At 67.2% G+C, this 19,555-nt stretch carries 18 protein-coding genes and 2 riboswitches; of the genes, 11 read left to right on the top strand and 7 right to left on the bottom strand.

From position 1 onward, the window contains the following. Positions 1–79: 79 nt before the first annotated feature. Positions 80–183, top strand: a riboswitch (glycine riboswitch). A gap of 14 nt (positions 184–197) precedes the next feature. Then, positions 198–292: riboswitch (glycine riboswitch) on the top strand. A 47-nt stretch (positions 293–339) separates the two neighbouring features. From gcvT to RM532_RS04275, 9 genes are all read left to right on the top strand, one after another. Beyond that, positions 340–1,437, top strand: coding sequence for a glycine cleavage system aminomethyltransferase GcvT (gcvT, locus tag RM532_RS04315; RefSeq protein ID WP_311651927.1), 1,098 nt, complete (start codon positions 340–342; stop codon positions 1,435–1,437). Between the two features lie 19 nt (positions 1,438–1,456). After that, positions 1,457–1,852, top strand: coding sequence for a glycine cleavage system protein GcvH (gene gcvH, locus RM532_RS04310; protein ID WP_311651926.1), 396 nt, complete (start codon positions 1,457–1,459; stop codon positions 1,850–1,852). Between the two features lie 38 nt (positions 1,853–1,890). Then, on the top strand, positions 1,891–3,276 hold the full coding sequence (gene gcvPA, locus RM532_RS04305) for an aminomethyl-transferring glycine dehydrogenase subunit GcvPA (protein WP_311651925.1): 1,386 nt from the start codon (positions 1,891–1,893) through the stop codon (positions 3,274–3,276). 158 nt (positions 3,277–3,434) lie between these two features. Then, positions 3,435–3,932, top strand: coding sequence for a thiol peroxidase (gene tpx, locus RM532_RS04300; protein ID WP_311651924.1), 498 nt, complete (start codon positions 3,435–3,437; stop codon positions 3,930–3,932). Between the two features lie 38 nt (positions 3,933–3,970). Then, positions 3,971–5,446 (top strand): aminomethyl-transferring glycine dehydrogenase subunit GcvPB, encoded by a 1,476-nt coding sequence (gene gcvPB / locus RM532_RS04295; RefSeq protein ID WP_311651923.1) that lies wholly within the window; start codon positions 3,971–3,973, stop codon positions 5,444–5,446. A gap of 12 nt (positions 5,447–5,458) precedes the next feature. Further along, complete coding sequence (locus RM532_RS04290) at positions 5,459–5,818, top strand: diacylglycerol kinase (protein ID WP_311651922.1); 360 nt, start codon at positions 5,459–5,461, stop codon at positions 5,816–5,818. A 12-nt stretch (positions 5,819–5,830) separates the two neighbouring features. Continuing rightward, entirely contained in the window at positions 5,831–6,763 is a 933-nt protein-coding gene (locus RM532_RS04285; RefSeq protein WP_311651921.1) for a carbohydrate kinase family protein, read from the top strand. 51 nt (positions 6,764–6,814) lie between these two features. Then, entirely contained in the window at positions 6,815–7,975 is a 1,161-nt protein-coding gene (locus tag RM532_RS04280; RefSeq protein WP_311651920.1) for an isocitrate/isopropylmalate dehydrogenase family protein, read from the top strand. Between the two features lie 111 nt (positions 7,976–8,086). Next, positions 8,087–9,352, top strand: a complete 1,266-nt coding sequence (locus RM532_RS04275; RefSeq protein ID WP_311651919.1) for an aspartate aminotransferase family protein — start codon at positions 8,087–8,089, stop codon at positions 9,350–9,352. Positions 9,353–9,406: 54 nt separating this feature from the next. On the opposite strand, the gene RM532_RS04270 is transcribed toward RM532_RS04275, so the two are convergent. Then, positions 9,407–10,186, bottom strand: a complete 780-nt coding sequence (locus RM532_RS04270) for a DsbC family protein (RefSeq protein ID WP_311651918.1) — start codon at positions 10,184–10,186, stop codon at positions 9,407–9,409. 57 nt (positions 10,187–10,243) lie between these two features. On the opposite strand from RM532_RS04270, the gene RM532_RS04265 reads away from it, so the two are divergent. After that, positions 10,244–11,455: an MFS transporter gene (locus RM532_RS04265; RefSeq protein ID WP_311651917.1), complete on the top strand. Its 1,212-nt coding sequence runs from the start codon at positions 10,244–10,246 to the stop codon at positions 11,453–11,455. 9 nt (positions 11,456–11,464) lie between these two features. On the opposite strand, the gene RM532_RS04260 is transcribed toward RM532_RS04265, so the two are convergent. The 3 genes from RM532_RS04260 to RM532_RS04250 are packed head-to-tail and all read right to left on the bottom strand — an operon-like array spanning position 11,465 to position 15,342. Then, the gene (locus RM532_RS04260; protein WP_311651916.1) at positions 11,465–12,916 is read right to left on the bottom strand and encodes an aldehyde dehydrogenase family protein; all 1,452 of its coding nucleotides are present in this window, start codon (positions 12,914–12,916) and stop codon (positions 11,465–11,467) included. After that, entirely contained in the window at positions 12,913–14,328 is a 1,416-nt protein-coding gene (locus tag RM532_RS04255) for an amidase (protein ID WP_311651915.1), read from the bottom strand. The genes RM532_RS04260 and RM532_RS04255 overlap by 4 nt, the downstream gene beginning before the upstream one ends. Before the next feature lie 15 nt (positions 14,329–14,343). Continuing rightward, positions 14,344–15,342 (bottom strand): D-2-hydroxyacid dehydrogenase, encoded by a 999-nt coding sequence (locus RM532_RS04250; RefSeq protein ID WP_311651913.1) that lies wholly within the window; start codon positions 15,340–15,342, stop codon positions 14,344–14,346. A 228-nt stretch (positions 15,343–15,570) separates the two neighbouring features. On the opposite strand from RM532_RS04250, the gene RM532_RS04245 reads away from it, so the two are divergent. After that, positions 15,571–16,749 (top strand): pyridoxal phosphate-dependent aminotransferase, encoded by a 1,179-nt coding sequence (locus RM532_RS04245; protein ID WP_349255264.1) that lies wholly within the window; start codon positions 15,571–15,573, stop codon positions 16,747–16,749. On the opposite strand, the gene RM532_RS04240 is transcribed toward RM532_RS04245, so the two are convergent. From RM532_RS04240 to RM532_RS04230, 3 genes are read right to left on the bottom strand one after another with little or no spacing between them, the layout of a single operon-like run. Next, positions 16,746–17,504 carry a hypothetical protein gene (locus RM532_RS04240; RefSeq protein ID WP_311651911.1) on the bottom strand — a complete coding sequence of 253 codons (759 nt, stop codon included), beginning with the start codon at positions 17,502–17,504 and terminating at the stop codon, positions 16,746–16,748. The two genes, RM532_RS04245 and RM532_RS04240, sit on opposite strands and share 4 nt — an antisense overlap. A 4-nt stretch (positions 17,505–17,508) precedes the next feature. Next, positions 17,509–18,555 carry an MBL fold metallo-hydrolase gene (locus RM532_RS04235; protein WP_311651910.1) on the bottom strand — a complete coding sequence of 349 codons (1,047 nt, stop codon included), beginning with the start codon at positions 18,553–18,555 and terminating at the stop codon, positions 17,509–17,511. Further along, positions 18,516–19,553 carry an SAM-dependent methyltransferase gene (locus RM532_RS04230; protein WP_311651909.1) on the bottom strand — a complete coding sequence of 346 codons (1,038 nt, stop codon included), beginning with the start codon at positions 19,551–19,553 and terminating at the stop codon, positions 18,516–18,518. The genes RM532_RS04235 and RM532_RS04230 overlap by 40 nt, the downstream gene beginning before the upstream one ends. Positions 19,554–19,555 lie beyond the last annotated feature (2 nt).

The following is a 19,555-nucleotide window of genomic DNA, read 5'->3' as shown; positions in this document are numbered from 1 at the left end:
CGGATAGTCGGCAGAGGCGGAGATTATCGCACCCGGCTTGGATCGGGCCGGATGCATTGGTACAATCTATGACTCGATCGACAAACGCGTGGGAGAGTCCTTTCGCCGGTACCATCCGGCTCGGGGACGCCGAAGGCGCAAATCCGCCCGGAAACGCTCAGGCCCATGGACCACGCGACGCGAAGCCAGATCGGCTTCCGATCGACTCTGGAGAGTACCCGCCACGGCGGGTCACCGACGGGGCGAGGCCGGCAACGGCTAATCTCTCAGGTTCCCGGACAGAGGGGCGGCAGGGTCGCAAGTGGCGGCCCGGTCGAGCCACTCGAAAAAGGGATATCCATGGGAAAGCGTACGCCCCTGTTTGACGCGCATACCGCCGCCGGCGCGAAGATGGTCGACTTCGCCGGCTGGGACATGCCCGTCAACTACGGCTCCCAGATCGACGAGCACCTGGCCGTGCGCGCCCGTGCCGGCATGTTCGATGTCTCCCACATGGCCGCGGTCGAGGTCCGCGGCGCCGGCGCCCGCGCGTATCTGCGCTATCTGTGGGCCAATGATGTCGCCCGGGCCGATACGCCCGGCAAGGCCCTCTATACCTGCATGCTCAACGAGCAGGGCGGCGTGGTGGACGACCTGATCGTCTATCACGTCGCCGACGGCCACTACCGCACCGTGGTCAACGCCGGCACCGCCGACAAGGACCTTGCCTGGATGCAGGCTCACGCCGAAGGCTTCGATGTCACCGTCGAACGCCGGCCGGATCTGGGCATTGTCGCCGTGCAGGGGCCGCAGGCTCGCGAACTGGCCCTGGGCTGTCTGCCCGCGGAGCTGCACGAGCCCGCCGCGCAACTCAAACCGTTCTTTGCCGCCTTCGCCGACGACCGGCTGGTGGGCCGCACCGGGTATACCGGGGAGGACGGCTTCGAATGCATTCTGCCGGCCGCCGATTTGCCGCCGTTCTGGGACGCGCTCGCCGCCGCCGGCGTGGAACCCTGCGGCCTGGGCGCGCGCGACACGCTGCGCCTGGAGGCGGGGCTGAATCTCTACGGCCAGGACATGGACGAAGACACCCATCCGCTGGAGTCGGGGCTGGGCTGGACCGTGGCCTGGGAGCCGGCCGACCGCGATTTCGTCGGCCGGGCCGCGCTGACCGACGCGGTCTCCGACCCGCAGCGCAAGCTGGCGGGCGTGCTGCTGACCGACCGCGGCGTGCTCCGCCACGGTCAGACCGTGCGCCATGCCGGTGCCGGAGGCGAAGGCCTGCTCACCAGTGGCACCTACTCGCCCACCCTGAAGTGTTCCATCGGCCTGGCTCGCGTGCCGCAGGACTGGGCCGAAGGCGACAGTATCGAAGTCGAGCGGCGCGGACGCTGGTGTGGCGCCCGCATCGTGAAACATCCGTTCGTGCGCAACGGCAAGGCGCGCATTCAAATCTGAAAGGGAAGGGAGACGTGCGATGAGTGAAATACCCGCTGACCTGAAGTACGCCAAGACGCATGAATGGATACGCCTTGACGAGGACGGCCGGGCCACGGTCGGCATCAGCGACTACGCCCAGGGGGCGCTGGGCGATCTGGTGTTCGTGGAGCTGCCGGAAGCCGGCGAAACCCTGACCGCGGGCGACACCGTGGCGGTGGTGGAATCGGTGAAGGCCGCGTCGGATGTCTACGCTCCGCTGTCCGGCGAGGTGATCGAGGTGAATCCGCAGCTGGCGGATGCGCCGGAACTGATCAACGACGACCCCTACGGCGAGGGCTGGCTGCTGAAGATGTCCATTGCAGACGAATCCGGGCTCGACGACCTACTCGATCCCGATGCCTACGAGCAGGTCGTGGCCGACGAGGAAGGTTGAACCTGTTTCCCGTGACAACAACTGCGGAGGCGTGACCCATGCCGTTCATCCCGCATACCGACGACGACATCCGGTCCATGCTCGACACCATCGGTGCCGACAGCATCGAGGACCTGTTCGACGAGATCCCGCGCGAACTGCGGGGCAACCATATCGACAGCGTGCCGGAAGGCATGACCGAGATGGCCATCTCCCGGTTGATGACTGAACGCGCGGCTCTTGATGCCGGCGCGCTGTGCTTCATCGGCGCCGGGGCCTACGAGCATCACGTACCGGCTGCGGTGTGGGAGATCACCACCCGCGGCGAGTACTACAGCGCCTACACCCCGTATCAGGCCGAGGCCAGCCAGGGCACGCTCCAGCTGATCTACGAATACCAGACCATGATGGCGGGCCTGACCGGCATGGATGTGGCGAATGCCTCGCTCTATGACGGCGCCTCCGCCATGGCCGAAGCCGCCCTGATGGCGGTACGGTCCACGCGCAAGGCGAAGTCGGCGCGGATTCTGGTGCCGGCCACCGTGCACCCGGCTTATCGCAAGACCGCCCGGGCCATCTGCGGCAACCAGGACGTGCGGTTCGAGGAACTCCCCTACGACCCCAAGACCGGTACCACGAGCATGAACGCGCTGCGCCAGTACGACGGGCCGGACGTCACGGCGGTGGTGATTCCGCAGCCGAATTTCTTCGGCAAGCTCGAGGACGTGGATGCCATCACCGACTGGGCGCATGAACAGGGTGCGCTTGTCATCGCGGTGGTCAACCCGCTGGCCCTGGCCCTGATCCGGCCGCCGGGCGAGTGGGGAGAAAACGGTGCCGACATCGTCTGCGGCGAAGGCCAGCCGCTGGGCGCGCCGCTGTCATCCGGCGGGCCATATTTCGGTCTGATGTGCTGCCGCCAGAAGCTGGCCCGGCAGATGCCCGGCCGCATAGTCGGCCGCACGAAGGATCTGGAGGGCCGGGATGGCTACACCCTGACCCTGCAGCCCCGGGAGCAGCATATCCGGCGCTCCAAGGCGACCTCCAACATCTGCACCAATCAGGGTCTGCTGGTCACCGCGGCCACCATTCACATGAGCCTGCTCGGCCCCGAGGGCTTGCGGCGGGCGGCCTCGGCCAGCGTGGCCAATACCCGCGGCCTGGTCGAGCGGCTGACCCGCCTGCCGGACGTGGAAGCGGCCTTCAATGCGCCCGGTTTCCACGAGGCGGTGCTGCGCATCGACCAGCCGGTGGGCAAGGTGCTGGAGGCGCTGACTGCCCGCGGTATTCTCGGCGGGTATGCGCTGGGCCGGGATTATCCCGAGCTGTCCGACTGCCTGCTGGTCTGCGTCACCGAGACCAAGACCGAGGCCGACCTCGACGCGTATGCCGACGCATTGGCCGATGTCCTGCAGGGCTATGGCAAGAAATCGGCGGTGGCCTGAACCGATGCATGGCGCCCGGCCTCCCGCCCGGCCCGGTGCGCGTCGAGCGCAGGGGTTGCTCACGTACACTGCGCATGCCGCGCGCCGCTGTCGTGGCTCGCGCAGCATGTTGACACACCGACTGCGGTCGCAGTCGTTTAGTACCAAGGAGTTTTTCGATGGCACAAGTCACGTTCCAGGGTAATCCGATCAACATCGCCGGAGACCTGCCGGCCGCCGGCGCCCGGGCCCCCGACTTCCGTCTGACCGCGGGCGACATGTCCGACAAGTCGCTGGCCGACTTCTCCGGCAAGAAGAAGGTGCTCAACATCTTCCCCAGCGTGGATACCGATGTCTGCGCCAAGTCCGTACGCGAGTTCAACGAGCGCGCCGGCGCGCATCCGGACGTGGCGATGCTGCAGATCTCGGCGGATCTGCCGTTCGCCCAGGGCCGCTTCTGCAGCAGCCAGGGGCTGGACAATGTCACGTCATTGTCGATGCTGCGGGACAAGTCCTTTGCCCAGCACTACGGCACCCTGATCACCGAGGGCCCGCTGGCCGGTCTGTCCGCTCGCGCGGTGGTGGTGGTCGACGAAAACGACCAGGTCATCCACAGCGAACTGGTGCCCGAAATCGGCCAGGAACCCGATTACGAGGCTGCGATCAACGCGCTCTAGGCGCTCGCGGCTCCAAGTTCACGTCCAATGGTGAAGTCATGACCGAAAAGCTGATTTTCGAGCACAGCCGTCCCGGACGCCGCGCACCGGGCCAGGCACCGGGTGCCCCGGTGGACCCGGACCTTATTCCGGATGGCCACCGGCGCGAATCCGCCCTCGGGCTGCCCGAGGTCTCGGAGCTGGACACCGTGCGCCACTTCACGCGGCTGTCGCAGATGAACTTCTCCATCGACACCCATTTCTATCCGCTGGGTTCGTGCACCATGAAGTACAACCCGCGGGCCTGTAACTCGCTGGCCATGCTGCCCGGTTTCACCGGCCGCCATCCGCTGGCGCCGATGGAGTACAGCCAGGGTTTCATGAGCATCGCCTACGAACTGCAGGTCATGCTGGGCGAGGTCACGGGCATGGACGTGGTGTCGCTGGCACCGATGGCCGGGGCCCAGGGCGAGTTCGCCGGCGTGGCCATGATGAAGGCCTACCACGATGCCAATGGCGATACCGAACGCACCGAAGTGCTGGTGCCGGATGCGGCCCACGGCACCAACCCGGCCACCGCCACCATGTGCGGCTGCACCGTGCGTGAACTTCCCACCGACGCGGATGGCGACGTCAATCTGGCAGCCCTCAAGGAAGCGGTTGGGCCCAAGACCGTGGGTATCATGCTCACAAACCCCTCCACCCTGGGCGTGTTTGAACGCGACATCCTGGAGATGGCGGAAACCGTCCACGACGCCGGTGGTCTGCTCTATTACGACGGCGCCAACCTGAACGCCATCCTGGGCAAGATCCGGCCCGGCGACATGGGCTTCGACGTCATCCACATGAACCTGCACAAGACCTTCTCCACCCCGCACGGCGGTGGTGGTCCGGGGTCGGGCGCCATCGGCGTGAGCAAGCGGCTGCGCCGCTATGCCCCGGTGCCCTACGTGATGCACGACGGTGATCAGTACAGTTGGGTCGAGGACAGCGACCGGCCGCACAGCATCGGCCGGTTGTCCGCATTCCAGGGCAATGCCGGCGTGATCCTGCGTGCCTACGTGTATGCCCGCATGCTCGGGCGTGAGGGGATGACGCGGGTAGCCGAGTTCGCCACGCTCAACGCCAACTACCTGGCCCGGCGGCTGACCGATGCAGGCTTCGAGCTCAGCTATCCGGCGCGGCGCGCCTGCCACGAGTTCACCGTCACCCTCAAGCGCGAAAAGCAGGAATACGGCGTCGGCGCCGGCGACTTCGCCAAGCGCTTGCTCGACTACGGTTTCCACGCGCCCACGGTCTACTTCCCGCAGCTGGTGCCCGAGTGCCTGCTGATCGAGCCGACCGAGACCGAGTCCAGGGAAACCCTGGATGCGTTCGTGGAAGCCATGATTGCCATCCGCGACGAGGCGAGGGCCGACGCCGACATCCTGCATCAGGCGCCCTATAGCTGCCCGGTTCGCCGGCTGGATGAGGTTCGGGCGGCCAAGGAACTGGATCTCAAGTGGCAGCCGCCCGCGCAAGCCGCGGTAGGCTGAGGACCGGCTGACATGACCCGCGGCCTGTCCGGTTGGCCTCGGTTATGGCGCGCAACATGCGTATCCTATCGAGGCATCGGCTGGGCGTGGCGCAACGAAGAGGCGTTTCGCATCGAGGCCGTGTTGTTCGTGGCGCTGTTGCCGGCCGCCCTCTGGTGGGGTGACAACGGGCTCGAACAGGCCGTCTGTGTCATGTCGCTGTTCCTGGTGATGATCACCGAACTGCTCAACACCGGCATTGAGGCGGCCATCGATCGCATCGGCACGGAGCGTCACCATCTGTCCGGTGCTGCCAAGGACGTGGCCTCGGCTGCAGTCCACCTGTCGCTTATCCAGGTACCCGTCGTATGGGGCCTGATCGGTTTGAATTAAGAAGGGAGACCAATGTCTGCGCTCATCTGCGGATCCTTTGCCTACGACAACATCATGGTGTTTCCGGATCGGTTCTCGAATCACATCCTGCCGGACAAGGTACACATGCTGAACGTGGCCTTTCTGGTGCCGGAACTGCGCCGTGAATTCGGCGGCACCGCCGGCAATATCGTCTACAACCTGCACCTGCTGGGCGGTGACGGCTATGCCATGGGGACCGTGGGTGCGGACTTCGATCCCTACGCCGAGCGCATGGACCGGCTGGGCATCTCGCGCCGGTATCTCAAGTCGATTCCGGAAGCCTTCACCGCGCAGGCGTACATCACCACCGATCTGGATGACAACCAGATCACCGCCTTCCATCCCGGCGCAATGAACGAGGCCCATACCCAGCCGCTTCCGGACGATCTGGACATCAGCGTGGGTCTGATCTCGCCGGACGGTCGTGACGGCATGATTCAGCATGCCGAACAGTTCGCCGAACGCGGCATTCCGTTCATCTTCGACCCCGGCCAGGGGTTGCCGATGTTCGACGGCGACGATCTCAAGCGCTTCATCGAGCAGGCCGGTTACGTGGCGGTCAACGACTACGAGTCGCAGCTGATGATGGACCGCACCGGCTGGAGCATGGAAGAAATGGCCGAGCGGGTGCGGGCGGTGATCGTCACCCGTGGCGGCGAGGGGTCGCATGTCTATACCGACGGCAAGAAGATCGATATCCCCTCGGTGCAGCCGGCCGCGATCAAGGATCCCACGGGCTGCGGCGATGCCTACCGGGCGGGCCTGCTGTATGGCCTGGCCAACAACATGGATTGGGAAACCAGCGGGCGCATCGCCTCCCTGATGGGATCGATCAAGATCGCCCAGAGCGGCACCCAGAACCACCATTTCACCCCGGACGAGTTCGCGGCGAAGTTCAAGGACGCCTTCGGGTACGCCCTCTAGCAGTATCGGGTCGGGCGGTGGTTGCGGCCACCGCCCGGTCGGGAGAGGTCCATGCAGACTAGACAGCAATGGCGGGTGGCCGTATTGCCGGGCGACGGCATCGGCCCGGAGGTGATGGCCCAGACCGAACGCGTGCTGGCGGCGCTGGCCGAGCGTGACGGCCTGGATCTGACCGCCACGGGCTTCGGCTGGCCGTCCCACGCCTGGCATCAGCAGCACGGCGAGATCGCGCCGCCGGATTACCTGCAGACGCTGGCCGGCTTCGACGCTATCCTGCTGGGTGCGCTGGGGGATCCGGGACCCACCAGCAACCCGGACCGCTACCTGCTGTCCGACGCCGATTCCCTGGCGCCGCTGCTCGACATCCGCAAGCATTTCGATCAGTGGGCCTGCGAGCGGCCCTGCCGGCCGCTGCCGGGTGCCCCGCGCTATCTGGCCGACGCGCGTGCCGCGGAGATCGACATGCTGGTCATTCGCGAGAACAGCGAAGGCGAGTATGTCGGCCAGGGAGGGCGGCTGGCCCCGGGTACCGAGCGCGAGATCGTCACCCAGACCGCTGTGTTCACCCGCCGCGGCACCACCCGCATCATCCGGCACGCCTTCGAACAGGCCCGGCTGCGGGCCCAACAGCGGCGGCAGGACTCGCGAGTACGCGATTTCGGCGGGCGGGACTCCCAGGTGTGCCTGGTCACCAAGCGCAATGCGCTGAAGTTCTGGGGCGAGATGTACACCGAGGTGTTCGCCGAGGTCAGTGCCGATTACCCCGATGTGGCCACCCACCACGAACTGGTAGATGCCGCCTGCATGAAGTTCGTCACCCGGCCGTGGGATTTCGACGTGGTGGTGGCCTCCAATCTGCACGGCGATATTCTCACCGACCTCGCCGCCGTCCTGAATGGTGGCATGGGTGTGGCGCCATCGTGCAACCTCAATCCCGCCGACCGCCATTGTCCGCCGATGTTCGAGCCCACCCACGGCAGTGCGCCGGACATCGCCGGTCAGGATATCGCCGGCCCCACGGCCATGCTGCTGACTGCCGCGATGATGCTCGACTGGATGGGCGAGGAAGACCCGGCAGCCCGTCGTGCCAGCGCACGGCTGCGCTCGGCGGTGGCCGCCGATCTTGCCGCCCATGGCGATGAAAGCCGCGGCACCGCGGCGGTGGGTGCGGCAGTGCTGGCGCACCTGCAGGACAGCGCATCCGGCGTCTGACGGCCGGCGTCCTGTCGGCTCGCGGGTCGGCCCCGCGTCGATTGAACCCGCCGCGACGGCGCAGTACCCTCGCCGGGTCTGCCTCCCCCATCAAGACAGGAGTCCGCCACGATGACCCATAACCGCCCCGGCCATCTCTCGCCGCTGCTGCAACAGGCGACGCACGTGCGCGCGGTGCGTGGTAAAGGCTGCTATCTGATCGACGACGCCGACCGGCGCTATCTGGATTTCACCTCCGGCATCGGCGTGACCGGCACCGGCCACTGTCATCCGCATGTGGTGCAGGCCGCCCAGGAACAGGTGGGCAAGCTGATCCACGGCCAGTACACCACGATCATGCATGAGCCGCTGCTCAAGCTGTCCGAGCGGCTGGGCGAGCGCATGCCGGGGGACATCGACGCGATCTTCTTCGCCAGCGCCGGCACCGAGGTGGCCGAAGGCGCCCTGCGGCTGGCGCGCCAGGCCACCGGCCGGCCCAATGTCATCGTCTTCCACGGCGGCTTTCACGGCCGCACCATGGGGTCGCTGTCCATGACCACCTCCAGCGTCGGCCTGCGCGCCGGGCTGCAGCCGATGATGGGCGGCGTGGTGGTGGCGCCGTTTCCGCACGCCTTCCGCTACGGCTGGGACGAGGACACGGCCACCGATTTCTGCCTGCGCGAGCTCGACTACATCCTGGCCACCTACAGCGCCCCGGCCGAGACCGCGGCGATGATGATCGAGCCGGTCCAGGGAGAGGGCGGCTACGTGCCAGCCAACGCGCGGTTCCTGCAGGGATTGCGCGAGCGCTGCGATCATCACGGCATGATTCTGGCCATGGACGAGGTTCAGGCCGGCTACGGACGCACCGGCAAGTTCTGGTCGCACGCCCATTACGATGTGCAGCCGGACATCATCATGACCGCCAAGGGCCTGGCCAGCGGCTTTCCGCTGTCCGCCTTCGCTGCGCCGCATCACCTGATGGAGAAGGGCTGGCCCGGCTCCCAGGGCGGCACTTACGGCGGCAACGCGGTGGCCTGCGCGGCAGCGCTGGCCACCCTCGACGTGATCGAGCAGGAGAACCTCGTGGACAACGCCAAGGTCATGGGCGATCACCTGCGCGAACGCCTCCAGGGTCTGCAGGCCCGCTACCCGGCGATGGCCGACGTACGCGGCAAGGGCCTGATGCTGGGTGTGGAAATGTTCAACGACAAGTGCCAGCCGGACGGGGACCGGACCCGCCGGCTGCTGACCGCCTGCGAGTCCCGCGGTCTGCTGATGCTGCGTTGCGGGGCGCACAAGAACATCGTGCGCTGGCTGCCGCCGCTGATCGTCAACCGTGAACAGATCGACCAGGCGGTGGACATCTTCACGGAAGCCCTGGACGAGACCGCCTGAGGCGGTTGAGCCCGTCGCGCCGGTTCTCCCGGCCGACGGGCGCACCCCTGCCGATCAGCCCCGGCTGTTACCGGCCAGCCGCGTGGCCAGGGCTTCCGGCTTGAGATAGCCGCCCAGCACCTTGCCGTTCTCGTCGACAATCATGGGAGTGCCGGTCAGGCCGATATCCCGGCCAATCTGGTACTGATCGGCCACCGGCGAGGCGTCGCAGGGCATGCCTGCGGTATCCAGCGACTGACCGCCCTTGACGGCGGTCATGGCCGCGCGCGGATCGTCGGCGCACCAGAGTGCTTCGGTCAGCCGCCAGTTGTCGGAACCGGGGCCGGCGCGGGGGAAGGCCAGATAGCGCACTTCGATGCCGCGCTCGTTGAAATCCGCCATGTGGTTATGGAATCGCTGGCAGTAGGGGCATTCGGGGTCGGTGAACACCCACACCACGTGCTCGGTATCGCCCTCCGGGCTGAACACGATCGCGTCGTCGGTATCGATCTGCGCCAGCGCACTGGCCCGCGATTCGCTGCGGGCCTGTTCGGTGACGTTGGTCCGCGATTCGAGATCGTAGAGGTCGCCGTTGATGGCGAAGCGACCGTCCGGGGTGACGTATAGAATCTGGCTGCCGATATGGGCGCGGTAAAGCCCGGCATCCTCCTCGAAGGCCAGTTCGCCCACTTCGCCCAGCGCGGTCAGCTTCTCGCGCACCGCGTCGGGCTCGGCCCGTTCTGCGGTGGTGGCGGTGTCGGGCAGGCCGGTCGGGGTCATCCACAGGGCGATGGCCTGCATCAGAATGACCACCAGAAGCACGCCGACGGCGGCGATGAGCGTATTGCGATTCATGACGGGATGGTTGGCAACAGTCAGTCGCGGCATTCTACACGCCCCGGCGGCCCGGGCATGAGGGCCTACGTCCGCTTCATCGGCGACAACCGGCGGCTGCTGGCCTTCGGCGTGTTGCTGTGCGGTCTGTCGGGCAGCGGGCAGACCTTTCTGATCGCACTGTTCGGGCCGGCGCTGCGGGGCGAATTCGATCTCGGCAATGCCGCCTTCGGCAGCCTCTACTCGGCCGCCACCCTGGCCAGCGGATTGCTGCTGCTGTGGGCCGGGGCGCTCATCGACCGCATGCCGCTGGCCCAGTTCACCACGCTGGTCATGGCCGGCGCCGGCCTCGGGGCGCTGCTGCTGGCAGCCAGTCCCGCCTGGTGGGTGGCCGGACTGGCGCTGTTCCTGCTGCGGCTGTGCGGCCAGGGGCTGATGACACATCTAGCCCAGACCAGCATGGCCCGCTATTTCGAGGCCGGCCGAGGCAAGGCGCTGGGCCTGGCGGCGTTGGGCCTACCACTGGGCGAGGCGGTGTTTCCCCTGCTGGTGGTGACCGGCAATGCGATGCTGGGCTGGCGGTTTACCTGGCTGACGATCGCCGTGGTGCTGCTGGCTTTCCTGCCGCTGCTGCTAACACTGATCCGGGTGCCGCCAGCCGCCGCGAATGCGGCAGCCTCGACGTCGGCGGACAGAACGGCCTCTTCCACACCGGCCTGGCGCCGCGGCGACGTGCTGCGCGACCCCCGTTTCTACGCCGTGCTGGCGACGTTGCTGGCGCCGCCGTTCATCGTCACCGGTCTGTTCATCCACCAGGCGTCGCTGGCGGAGGCCAAGGGCTGGACCATGGCACAGCTGGCGAGCAGTTTCGTGTTCTATGCCGGCGGCCACGTGGTGGCCCTGCTGACCGCCGGCCCGCTGGTGGATCGCTTCCGGTCGGCGGCCCTGCTGCCGGTAATGCTGGGGCCCATGGCGGTGGCGCTGGCGCTATTGTGCGCGTTCGATGGGGTCTGGCTGGCGCCGGTCTACCTGGCGCTGGCGGGGCTTACCGTGGGCGGGGCGGGCACATTGTTCGGGGCGATCTGGCCGCGCCTGTACGGGGTGCGGCATCTCGGGGCGATCCGGGCCGTGGCCCAGGCCAGCATGGTGCTGGCCACTGCCATGGCGCCGGCCGCGATCGGCGCCGTTCTCGACCAGGGCATTGCCTGGCAGGCAATTACGGTGGCCATGCTGGTCTTTCTGGCCACCGCAACCGGCGTGGCGGCCGCTGCCCTGCGCGGGGCTGCCTGAGGCGCGCGCCTATGCGCCCCGCGGGACGGTCTGCGGCTCGACGTACTCGAACAGACCCTCCTCGCCGCCCTCGCGGCCGAAGCCGGAGAGTTTCATGCCGCCGAACGGCGCTTCCGGGGTGGGGCCGGTGCCGGTGTTGTGGCCGACGTGGCCGAAGCGTAGCTGCGCGATCACGCGGGCGGCGCGGTCGGCGTCGGCGGTGAACACGTAGGCGGCCAGGCCGAACTCGGTGTCGTTGCCGATGCGCACGGCAGCCGGCTCGTCGTCGAACTCCACCAGCGGCACCAGCGGTCCGAAGGTCTCCTCCCGGCAGCAATCCATGTCGCGGGTCACGCCGCGCACCACCGCCGGCGGGAAGAACAGGCCCCTGCTGCTGTCCAGTTCGCCGGGCGCCTTGCCGGCCACCTGTTCCGCCCCCTTGTCGATGGCGTCGACCAGGTGACGGCGCACCTTGTCGAAGCCGGCGGCGTTGATCAGCGGGCCGATGTCGATGTCGTCATCCATGCCGTCGCCCACCCGCAGGGCCCGCACCTTGTCCACCAGCTTCTCGGTGAAGGCGTCGGCCACGCCGCGCTGGACCAGCACCCGATTGGCGCACACGCAGGTCTGGCCGCCGCCGCGGAACTTGTTGCCGATCAACTGGGTGACCGCATCGTCCAGATTCGCATCGTCGAACACGATGAAGGGGGCGTTGCCGCCCAGCTCCAGAGCCAGCTTCTTGACCTGATCGGCGGTGGCATTGATCAGATGCTGGCCCACGCCGGTGGAGCCGGTGAAGCTGATCATGGGCACGTCCGGGTGACGGCACAGGGTATCGCCGATCGCCCGGGCCGACCCCATCACCAGATTGACCATGCCGTCGGGCAGGTCCAGGCGCTTATGCAGCAGGGTGAACAGCGCGATCATGGTCAACGGGGTTTCGCTGGCCGGCTTGATCACCGTGGGGCAGCCGGCGGCCAGGGCCGCGGACAGCTTCTTGGCGATCATGCCGATGGGGAAGTTCCAGGGGGTGATCAGTCCGGCCACCCCGATCGGCCGGAAATGCACCGTCCAGTCGCAGTCCTTGGGCCGTTGGCTGAGCTTGCGCGGCGCCAGCTCGTCCAGATGCTGCGCGCAGTAGTCGAAGAACCCCGCCGCGTAGGCGACCTCGCCCTGGGCCTCCTTCCAGGGCTTGCCGTGTTCCAGACACAGGATGCGGCCGATCTCCTCGGCTTCGTCGTTGAGTGCATCGCGAATATCGGTGAGCCACTCTCGGCGCTGGTCCAGGTCATAGTCCATCGAGACCGCGCCGCGGGCAGCGGCGATGGCGCGTTCGGTTTCGGCCTCACCCATGGCGGGTACGCGGGCCAGCTCCTTGCCGTTGGCGGGATTGAGTATGGCGAAGGTCTCGCCGCTGTCCGCGTCGCACCACTGGCCGCCGATGTAGCCGGACAGGTGCTTGAGCATGGGGGAGTCGATCATGATGTTGTCTCGGTCTGTCGCCAGTCCGGCCGGCGGCCGGTCCAGGGTGCAACGTTCTCCAGGGTTTTCGCGGCGCGCAGCACTACCGCATCCTGATGCCGGGCACCCACGATCTGCAAGCCGATCGGCAGGCCGTCGCGGTTGAAGCCGCAGGGCACGGAGGCCGCCGGCTGGCCGGTCAGATTGAAGGGGTAGGTGAACGGGGTCCAGGAGGGCCAGCGCGGCGAATGCCAGCCGTCGGGCACTTCCTGGCCCTTGGGGAAGGCCGGAATCGGCAACACCGGCGATACCAGCAGATCGAAACGCTGATGGAACAGACTGGTGGATTCCACCAGATTGGCGCGTACGTTGGCGGCACCCATGTAGTCCAGCAGCGAGAACTGCGCGGCCCATTCGGCCACTTCCACCAGCCCGGGGTCCATCTGCTTGCGGGCCTCGGCGTCGATATCGCGCATGGCGTTGGCCGCGCCGCCGTAGAACAGCAGGTTGAACGCGTCGATGGGATCCTCGAAGCCGGGATCGGCGGATTCCACCGCCGCCCCCTCCCGCTCCAGCAGGGCGACGGTGCGGGCCACCGCCTCGGCAATTTCCGGGTCCACGTTCGCGTACCCGAAGTCGGCTGAAAACGCGATGCGCAGGCCCCTGACCCCGTTATCGAGGCCGTCACGGAAGTCGACGCGATTGGCCGGCAGCGTGGGGTCACGCGGATCGGGCTCGGCCAGCACATTCATCAGCAGGGCGGCGTCGTCCACGGTCCAGGTCATGGGGCCGACATGGGCCAGCGGATAGAACGCGCTGGGCGGCCACATCGGGCACAGCCCGTGGGTGGGCTTGTGGCCGAAACAGCCGGAAAAGCCGGCCGGCATGCGGATGGAGCCGCCGGCATCGGTGCCCAGTGTGAGCGGCGACATGCCCAGCACCGCCGCCGCCGCGCTGCCGCCGGACGAGCCGCCCGCGGTCTGATCCGGTGCCCAGGGATTGCCGGTGGGGCCCTCCATCGGGCAGTCGGTGACCCCCTTCCAGCCGAATTCGGGCGTGGTGGTCCGGCCGCTGGTCACCATGCCGTGACGGCGCAGGGCAGCTACGGCGGGGGCGTCCTGGTCGGCCGGGCGGTGCCGGTCGATCAGCTTCGAGCCCTTGAGATTGGGCCAGCCCTCGGCCATGAAGATGTCCTTGACCGCCACCGGCACGCCGTCGACCAGCCCGTGAGCGGTGCCGTCCTGATAGCGCTTTTCCGCCGCCCGGGCCTCGGCCCGGGTGATCTCCTCGTTGATCTGGCAATAGGCGTGGACCGCCGGGTTCAATGCATGGATCCGGGCCAGACAGGCATCGGCGGCTTCCACCGGCGACAGGGTTTTTGCCCGGAAGGCCTCGAGCATCTCGATGGCGGTGAGGTCGGCGATGTCGGTCACGAACGGTTCCTCGTTCTAGGTTGGAGCAGCGACGGTCCCGCGTGGCGGCACGGCGCCCCGCTTCTTGTCCACCAGGTTGTGCAGGGGCTGGCCGGTCTGCCACCGGTCGAAGTTGGTCATGAACTGGTCGATCAGGGCGGCCCGCCAGCCCGTGAAATCCCCGGCCATGTGGGCCGACAGGATGGCGTTCGATAGCTCCCATAGCGGGTGGTCAGCCGGCAGAGGTTCTTCCTCGAATACGTCCAGCCCCGCGCCGGCAATCTCGCCGGATCGGAGCGCCCGGACCAGCGCGTCGGTATCCGCGATCGGGCCGCGGCCGACGTTGATGAACCGGGCGGTGGGTTTCATCGCCTGGAAGGCTTCGGCGTTGAACAGGTGCTCCGTGGCCCGGTTCAGGGGCGCCGCCACCACCACGTAGTCGGCATGCGGCAGCCGGGTGTGCAGATTCTCGATCGCATGCACGGCGGCGAAATCCGGCACCTCGCGGGCGGTCCGGGCAATGCCCTCGACCTGCATGCCGGCGGCGCCGCACAGGCGGGCGATCTCCCCGCCGATGGCACCCGCGCCCACTACCAGCACCTGCTTGTGGTCGATGCGCTCGGTATCGCGGTGGCGCCATTCACCCGCCTGCTGCAGTTCGATATTGCCGCGGGTGTCCTTGGCGAAGGCCAGGATCAGGCCGAGCACATATTCCGCAATCGGCCGGTCGAAGATGCCGCGGGCGTTGGTCAGCGCCACGTCCGATTCGCGCATGCCCGGGAACAGCAAGGCGTCCACGCCGGCGCTGGTGGCATGCACCCAGTCCAGGCGGTCGGCCACGGGCCAGGCCTCGAGCACGGCGTCGGTACGGAAATCCGTGACCAGCAGGACGTCGGTGCCCGGCAGCTGGCTGGCCAGCTGCTCGGTATCGGCACTCATCCGGACTTCGGCCCGGCCGTTCAACTGATCCAGGCCCGGTGGCGGTGCCTCATCCGGGGCGGTCAGGACGGTGACGACGGGAAGTCGATCGGTCATCAGGCGAATCGAGCCGACGACATGGGCGGTGGGCCAGCGTAAAGGGATGGAGCGGACGTTACCCAGCCCGCTACACAAACGTCAACCGACAGCTTGACCGGACCCTGGCGCCGGCCTAGTGTTCGCCGATACTCGTCAAGCAACAGGGATGCGCTCATGGCGACGCCGATGGAAAACGTCAACCAGGTACTCGCCAGCGATCCGGAGGATCGCTACGTTCGCGGCCGGATGACGTGGAATCCGGCGATGCAGGCGATCCCGATTTCCGGCATTCGCCGCATGGTCAACAAGGCGGCCGAACTGGAAGACGTCATCCACCTGTCCATCGGCCAGCCGGATTTCCCCACGCCCAAACACATCATCGATGCGCATATCCACGCGCTGGAGGCCGGCCAGACCGGCTACACCATGGATGCCGGGCTACCCGAGCTGCTGGACACGCTGGCGAGCTACTACAGCGACCGCTACCGCTCGACGCTGACCAGCGAGAACTTCCTGATCACCACCGGGGCTACCGAAGGTATCTACCTGCTGATCACCGCAATGGCGGCTCCCGGGCGGGAATTCATCGTGGCCGATCCCACGTTCCTGCTATACGCCCCGCTGATCCGGATGCTGGGCGGGCAGATCCGCTCGGTGCCCACCCGTGCCGAGCACGGGCATCAGCTGGACCCGGAGAGGGTGATCCGGCTGATCAACCCCAATACCCACGCCATCATCCTGAATTCACCCAGCAATCCCACCGGCACCGTGTACCCGCGCGAAACCGTGGAATGGATCTGCCAGGAAGCGGCCTACCGCGGCGTGCAGGTGATTTCCGACGAGGTCTACGACCACCTCGTGCTCGACGACATGGAATACCCGAGCGTGCTCACCTGTTCGGCCGACCTCGACCACGTGGCGGTGGTGTCGAGCTTCTCCAAGACCTTTTCCATGCCCGGCCTGCGCATCGGCTGGGTGGTGGCCGACCAGAACACCATCCGCATGCTGCGCCGCTATCACATGTTCACCACCACGGTGGCCAATACACCGGCGCAGTGGGCGGGGGTCGCCGCACTGGTACACGACCGCAGTTTCATCGACGTCATGGTCGAAGAATACCGCCGCCGGCGGGACCGGGTGGTGGATCTCGTGTCCAACACCGCCGGCCTGACCGGCTACTGGCCGCAGGGGGCGTTCTACATCGCGCCGTCGCTGCCGCCGGGGGTTGATGCTTCCAACATCGCCATGCGCATGCTCGAGGAGACCGGCGTGTGCGTGATTCCCGGGGATGCCTTCGGCGAATCCTCCACCAATCTGCTGCGCATCAGCTACTCCACGTCCATGGAGCAGATCGAGGAGGCCTTCGCCCGCATCCAGCCCTGGATGGAACGCCAGCCGGAGATGCGCGACAGTTATTCCGGCTAATCGCCGCCACAGCTCGTGGCCACATCACCTGCCTCGTCGGGCGGCTCGCTGTAGTAGGCCACGCGCACCGGGTAGGTCTCGCCCTCGGCGTCATGCAGATTGCCGATGCCGCGGTATTCCAGCAGTTCGCGGGTGTGCGGGTCGTAGGTGAGCACCAGCGAATCCACGAAGAAGCTGACCAGCCACATGTCCAGTTCCGCCTCGAAGCGGACCGCCGTCTCGCCCTCGAACTTGGTGTCCTCGATGCGTGCGACTTGCAGATCGAAAGCCGACTGGCGTCCCGCCGCGGCAAAGCGGAAGTGGCGGGTCTCACCATCCATCAGCGTGTCGAAACGGGACTGCAGGAAGGGGTGGAAGCCGCTGTCGGCAGCCAGGTTGTCGGTCAGCTCGAACGGTTCGGTTTCATGCTCGGCGTTTTCGCCGTCTCGGCGGAACATGCGCCAGCCGCTGGCATCCCGCTCGATGCCCTCCACATAGCCGCTGTCGATCATGCGCATCCGGTACACCGGCACGAATTCGTTGTGGCTGAAGTCCAGCGTCTTGCGGGCGATCACCTCGCCGTCGGGATCACGGTAGGTCACGGTCCAGTCCACCGGCCGGCCCGCATCGTCGAGCATCTGCTCGTGGTGTTCGGTGTAGGCGAACCGGTTGCTTTCCAGCTCATAGCCATAGCCGGTAAAGCAATGCGTGTTGCCGTCCGCGGCCAGGGCCGGGGCGCTAAGCAGGCAGGTGGCGATCAGCACGGCCGTGCGCATGGGGTTACTCCTCGGTTGCGGACAGTGGTGGAATCGGGACGCCGACCCCGAAATTCGCTGCGGTGAGGGCGATCGCGGGCACGCCGGCGTCGCGGCGGGCCCGGGCCAGGTCATCAATGGGTTGGAACTGGCCCACGTCGGAAAGTTCGAACGTGCCGAAGTGCATGCCGATGCTGCGGGCGGCACCCAGTTCACGATGGGCGGTCAGCGCCTCGTCCGGGTTCATGTGCACCCGGCGCACCAGCCAGCGGGGCTTGTAGGCTCCGATGGGCAGCAGGGCCAGCCGGAATGGACCGAGCCGATGCCCGGCGTCCCGGAAATGATCGCCGTAGGCGGTATCCCCGCCGAAATACACCGGCCCGCCGGCGGTTTCCACCGCGTAGGCGGACCACAGACTCAGGTTGCGGTCCAGCGACGGCAGCCGCCCGGACCAGTGGACGCAGGGCAGGGCGTGCAGGGTTCGCCCGTTGGACAGGGTCAGTGTCTGGTGCCAGTCCAGTTCTGCAATGCGGGTGGCCCCGGCTTCCGCCAGCAGCGGTCGGTCGCCCGGCGGTATCACGAACAGCGGGGCGTGATCGGCGGCCAGTCGCCGGATGGTGGGCAGGTCGAGGTGGTCGTAGTGGTTGTGGCTGATCAGCACGACGTCGATCGGCGGCAGCTGCTCGAAGGTCAGGGATGGTGGGCGCATCCGCTCGACGCCGAATACCGGCCAGGGGCCGATGGCATTCGACCACACCGGGTCGGTGAGAATGTTGAGCCCGTCGGCCTGGATCAGCACGGTGGCGTGGCCTACCACCGTGATGCGCAATTCGCCGGTGGCCACCCGCATCGGCGGATCGGCAAACGAACGCGCCTGTAGTTTTCCCCAGGCGCCGGGATCGCGGGTGACCAGGTAGCGCAGGACATCGCCCACGCCGCGGTCCATTTCCACCCCCGGGTTGAAGAACCGGGTACCGTCGAAATGGTTGCCGGGCGGGCCCTGCCAGCGCGGGTCCGCCGCGCAGCCGGCGATCAGGAACGCGGCGAGAAGAGGTAGTGACCGACGCCCCATTCGTTGCCCCGGTTGGTGCCGAACAGCTCGGCCACGGCCATGAAGAACATCCGCCAGCGCTGGATCCAGCGGTCGGCCCCGGCCTCGCCGTAGGTGGGCACGAAGATGTCGCGAACGGCCTGGCGCTGCGCGTCCATGTTGGCCAGCCAGGCATTGGACGTGGCCTCGTAGTGTCGGCCCGAGACCCACCAGTGGTCGCGGATGACCAGATCGTCGGCCAGGTTCAGCAGCAGGTTCTCCGAGGGCATGATGCCGCCGGTGAAGAAGTGGCGGGCCATCCAGTCGGTGCGGCCTTCGTCCAGGAATGGGTAGGCCAGCAGCTTGTGGCAGAAGATGTGCACGAACAACCGCCCGTCGTCGGTCAGCCAGCCGCGAATGCGCCGCATCAGTTCGCCCAGATTGCGCATGTGTTCGAACATCTCCACCGACACGATGCGGTCGAAGCGGGCGCCGGGGTCGAATTCGTTGATGTCGCAGGTGTGGACGGTGAGGTTGTTCAGCCCTCGCTCGCTGGCGACACCGTCGATATGGGTCTTCTGGCCGCCGGAGTTGGATACGGCGGTAATGCGGCAGTCCGGAAACTTTTCGGCCGCCCACAGCGAGAACGAGCCCCAGCCACAGCCCAGGTCCAGAATGGTATGGCCGTCGCGGATGCCGGCTCGCTCGGCGGTCCGCTGCAGCATGGCTTCCTCGGCGGCGGGCAGGTCGGCATCGCATGATTCGAACAGGCAGCCGCTGTATTTCAGGCGCGGCCCCAGCGCATGCTGGAAGAACGGCGCCGGAACTTCATAGTGCTGGGCATTGGCGTCGTCGGTATGTTCGGCGATGGGGCCGCTGCTCGCCCGTTCCAGCAGGGCCCGGAATGCCTCGGTGCGGCGTTCGCCGTCGCGCGCCTCGGGACTGGTCAGGCGGGTGTTGATCAGGCGCCGCATGCCCGCGCGGGCTACGGCATCCGGCACCAGGCCGCGTTCGCAGAGTTCAATCGGCAGGCTGTCCAACG

Source organism: Spectribacter hydrogenoxidans, assembly GCF_031846275.1.
In the GTDB taxonomy this organism is placed as follows: Bacteria; Pseudomonadota; Gammaproteobacteria; order Nevskiales; family Salinisphaeraceae; genus Spectribacter; species Spectribacter hydrogenoxidans.
The sequence above is the reverse complement of the archived record's forward strand: the minus strand, read 5'-3'. Positions and strand labels throughout refer to the sequence as shown.

What these genes read in the sequence shown, in the direction of transcription:
- gcvT (WP_311651927.1), top strand. Translation starts at nt 340, where the DNA reads ATGGGAAAGCGTACGCCCCTGTTTGACGCGCATACCGCCGCCGGCGCG.
- gcvH (WP_311651926.1), top strand. Translation starts at nt 1,457, where the DNA reads ATGAGTGAAATACCCGCTGACCTGAAGTACGCCAAGACGCATGAATGG.
- gcvPA (WP_311651925.1), top strand. Translation starts at nt 1,891, where the DNA reads ATGCCGTTCATCCCGCATACCGACGACGACATCCGGTCCATGCTCGAC.
- tpx (WP_311651924.1), top strand. Translation starts at nt 3,435, where the DNA reads ATGGCACAAGTCACGTTCCAGGGTAATCCGATCAACATCGCCGGAGAC.
- gcvPB (WP_311651923.1), top strand. Translation starts at nt 3,971, where the DNA reads ATGACCGAAAAGCTGATTTTCGAGCACAGCCGTCCCGGACGCCGCGCA.
- RM532_RS04290 (WP_311651922.1), top strand. Translation starts at nt 5,459, where the DNA reads ATGACCCGCGGCCTGTCCGGTTGGCCTCGGTTATGGCGCGCAACATGC.
- RM532_RS04285 (WP_311651921.1), top strand. Translation starts at nt 5,831, where the DNA reads ATGTCTGCGCTCATCTGCGGATCCTTTGCCTACGACAACATCATGGTG.
- RM532_RS04280 (WP_311651920.1), top strand. Translation starts at nt 6,815, where the DNA reads ATGCAGACTAGACAGCAATGGCGGGTGGCCGTATTGCCGGGCGACGGC.
- RM532_RS04275 (WP_311651919.1), top strand. Translation starts at nt 8,087, where the DNA reads ATGACCCATAACCGCCCCGGCCATCTCTCGCCGCTGCTGCAACAGGCG.
- RM532_RS04270 (WP_311651918.1), bottom strand. Translation starts at nt 10,186, where the DNA reads ATGAATCGCAATACGCTCATCGCCGCCGTCGGCGTGCTTCTGGTGGTC.
- RM532_RS04265 (WP_311651917.1), top strand. Translation starts at nt 10,244, where the DNA reads ATGAGGGCCTACGTCCGCTTCATCGGCGACAACCGGCGGCTGCTGGCC.
- RM532_RS04260 (WP_311651916.1), bottom strand. Translation starts at nt 12,916, where the DNA reads ATGATCGACTCCCCCATGCTCAAGCACCTGTCCGGCTACATCGGCGGC.
- RM532_RS04250 (WP_311651913.1), bottom strand. Translation starts at nt 15,342, where the DNA reads ATGACCGATCGACTTCCCGTCGTCACCGTCCTGACCGCCCCGGATGAG.
- RM532_RS04245 (WP_349255264.1), top strand. Translation starts at nt 15,571, where the DNA reads ATGACGTGGAATCCGGCGATGCAGGCGATCCCGATTTCCGGCATTCGC.
- RM532_RS04240 (WP_311651911.1), bottom strand. Translation starts at nt 17,504, where the DNA reads ATGCGCACGGCCGTGCTGATCGCCACCTGCCTGCTTAGCGCCCCGGCC.
- RM532_RS04235 (WP_311651910.1), bottom strand. Translation starts at nt 18,555, where the DNA reads ATGGGGCGTCGGTCACTACCTCTTCTCGCCGCGTTCCTGATCGCCGGC.